Source organism: Floridaenema aerugineum BLCC-F46, assembly GCF_041929345.1.
Classification (GTDB): Bacteria; Cyanobacteriota; Cyanobacteriia; order Cyanobacteriales; family Aerosakkonemataceae; genus Floridanema; species Floridanema aerugineum.
This window is the reverse complement of the sequence record NZ_JBHFNQ010000267.1, coordinates 1-3,428: the sequence shown is the minus strand read 5'-3', so window position 1 is coordinate 3,428 and position 3,428 is coordinate 1. Positions and strand designations below refer to the sequence as shown.

General features: G+C 44.3%; 1 protein-coding gene and 1 pseudogene. Both read right to left on the bottom strand.

What is annotated here, in order from left to right; all coding sequences use genetic code 11:
* Positions 1-303: 303 nt before the first annotated feature.
* Positions 304-2,322: an iron uptake porin gene (locus ACE1CC_RS35965; protein WP_413275234.1), complete on the bottom strand. Its 2,019-nt coding sequence runs from the start codon at positions 2,320-2,322 to the stop codon at positions 304-306.
* A 965-nt stretch (positions 2,323-3,287) separates the two neighbouring features.
* Positions 3,288-3,428 (bottom strand): annotated as a pseudogene (locus ACE1CC_RS35960) (photosystem II D2 protein (photosystem q(a) protein)); the annotation flags it as partial.

Below are 3,428 nucleotides of genomic sequence, written 5' to 3'. Positions count from 1 at the left end.
AATCTTATTTAATCGTAGGGTGTGTTAGGCACGGGCGATAAATTCAGCATTCCAATCCATCAATAAATTCCCGTGCCTAACGCACCGTTCCCTGGTTTGTAACATTTATGAACATTTTTCCCCATTAACCCGAAAGAGCCTTAAGTTCCCCCCTTGGGAAGGGGGGCTAGTTCAGATCTAGGTTTCAGGCTAAGAGCGCGTAAGTCTAAGATTTTTCCTAGAAACCGGGTTTTTTGCGTCAGCCCTTCATAAAAAAACCCCCGTTAAAAACGAGGGCTGTTCAATTTCTTCAGTCAGACTCACCTAGAACGAGAAGGTGGTTCTGAGAGTACCAATAAAGATGTCATCATTGTTCTTATTCTGTTCTGGTGCCATCAACCAAATCACACCAGGAGTCACAGAAATGTTATCTGTCAGCTGGAACTTATAGAACCCTTCAATGTGCCAAGGCAAATCACGGCTAAAGCTAGAACGAGGACCTGCATTCATTCCAGCCACATAAGGTTCAATACCTGCGAATAAACCTAACAAGTTACCAGGTCTACCCAAGTTGGGAATAGCAATACCAGCCCCATAACTCCAAATGTCAGCACTTCCACGACGAATCAGGGTAGCATCGGTGTACATACCCCAAGCACTAATGGAGAAATACTTACTTAACCGCAAGTTACCAGAAACACCATAAGAGTTGGTCACAACTGGAGTAGCACCTCTGCCTGTGCCGAATAGCAGAGAAGATGGCAAGTTAGCTATACCAGTACCTACTATCCCATTGAAACTAGGGCCAATGCCAGGTGATGTACTACCACCAGCAGAAAAGATATCAGACCCAGTAGTGTGGTAAGCGTGAACGTAGGTTAAAGCTAAGTTGAAGGTATCGCAGAAGTTCAGGTCTAACTGTCCTAAAGCAGAGTAGTTACCGTTAAACAGACCGTTCTTGTCCAGTGGGCTGTTAGCACTACCAGCAGCATTACCTGTAACATTTGCTGGGATAATACCCTCGCCACCTGCAAAGTAACCACCAGTAATCGAGGTACCTCTCAAGAAGCTACCAAATCCTCCCAAACCAAAGCTAATGGCTCCACCTGCACCACCACCAATCCGATAAATCGGGTTAGATTGCGCGAAGGCAGAAATTGCACCATTACCGCCATCTCCATCAAAGAAGTAAGGGTTTTTCACATCAACGTAGTCAGAGTGAATACCACCTACAGCAGATAAGTAGAGTTTAGAACCACCTAAGAAGGCAGTTTCATAAGCCAACCAGTCTAAGACTACGCTGTTGCTGCCAGTACTACCAACAAAGTACTGTAATGTCCCTTCACTGGTTCGTGGTGTGAAGAAATCACTTCCTAAACCACCATTAAACTGTGGAGTAAAGGGCAAACTATTCCATCGTTGGGCGTTACCAGCAGAAATCCGGGTGTGCAGAACATCTCGACCTGTAAAGCTGGTTTGGAATTCTAAACGTACCCTATTTTGGAAAACCGTGTTATTACTATCTTCTATACCCCAGCGACTTCTTCCGCCTCGGTAATTTACTTGACCCCTTTGACCACCCCAAACATCAGCAATAGCAAAAATGGCTTCCCCTTTCAGTTTGGTCGTAGTCGAGAATTGCTGGGCTTCTACTTTGGTAACCCGAGCTTCTAGGGCATCAACTCTACCCCGCAGGGTAGCTAGTTCAGCTGCAAATTCTTCTTGCAGACGTTGTAGAGCCGCTAAATCTTCTCTACTTACACCTTGAGGCAATGCCGCAATTAATTCCTGAATCCGATCCAAGCAACTATTTAAACCAGCTGCAAACTCATAACGAGTCAGGGCCCGATTTCCACGATAGGTACGGTCTGGATAACCTTCAATACAGCCGTAACGCTCAACCAAAGATTGCAATGCTTGGAAAGCCCAGTCTGTTGGTTGTACGTCGCGCAACTGAGAAACAGATGTCACCTGACCGGAAGTTGTTCTTCCTTCTCTACTGTAACGAATGATTTCGTCTATTGAATTTGGTGCATTAACAGGTGCTGCTTGAGCAACTGTATTCTCTTGCACCGTTACAGACACTTGCGCTTGGTTTTGTGTCTTGTCTAAAGCTTTTAGCCCATTGCCGTCAGCTTGATTTTTCGCTGTTATTTCTGGTTGCTGTTCGGGATTAGCTGTTGCACTTAACAACTTTTCCTCAGTCCGATCGATCGCACTTGGCGTTGAAGCTACTTCAGCTGCTGAATTAGTTTCTGTGGCGATCGCTGAAGGGCCAAACACCAGGGTCGCTCCCAGGATTGCCGGACTGAACAGCAGTGATTTCCACAATATTTTAGACATTTTCCTCTAGTCCTCACACCACTTATACAGAATCGCTGGATTCATTTAAGTTCCCCGCTTCACTCCTTAGTTTAGCCTTTAGAAAAGCTTTGTGCGGGGTAATGCTTTTCTTAAACTAAGGTTAACTCTATTTTTTATATATCTGATAGGTGAGGATCGCAACTTGCGCTTAGTCCGATGGAACTGAAAACTTTTATTAAGCCTTCTGAGCCATTCCGATTCCACCTATCACACCTTGCACCAGCACTTCCAATATATAAGCTTACAACTAGTCTAATCAAGAGTAATCTGATTAGTTTAAGTAGTCTCCTGCATTGACAATCTACATCGACAAGCCTACTTGTGATGCAAGTTAACTCTACACTAGCAAATCTACTTAATTTTTTGCTTTGTGTCTGCTATTTTTGTGAAAACAAAATTATTTTATAGCTTAACTAAACAATATGGTTAGTTAGTCCTACTGACTGACAAATACTGCTGTATTATCAAACACCCCTTAAATAACTATCCGCTCTCATACACAGTGACCGGATTACAATTTAGCCACTTTACTATGAGAGCGGTCTAGCGGGTCTTCAGATTGCAACCAGACTGCCGGGATTCCTCTAATTCAGCCCAGCACTTGCAGATACTTAGCAGTACTCTTAAAGTACCAAGCTTCTGCTAGAGAACGGTCCCGGCGCACAGCCGGCTAACTGCAACCTGATGACCCATGAGTTTACTACTATCTGTCATGGGCATCACCTCCTTGTTGCCTAAGCGGTCTTTTTCTCAAAAAGTTTTGAGCATTACGCCCTTCCACTAAAATAACACGCTCTTAGAAAAAAGCAAGGGTAATTTGGGAAATCAAGGGTAAAAAAGTAAAGGCAGGGGAGCAGGGGCGCAGGGAGGACATCTGCTTTTCTGCAAAAAAAAGACCCCTAATGAATAGGAGTCTTTTGATTACGAAAAAATTTTCTTAAAGCTTACAGAGCATTACCACGAGGCAGAACTTCTTCAGGGAAGACAAAGCGCTCATGGGGTTGGTCAGCTGGAGCCATCCAAGCCCGCAGACCTTCGTTCAAGAGAATGTTCTTGGTGTAGAAGGTTTCAAACTCTGGGTCTTC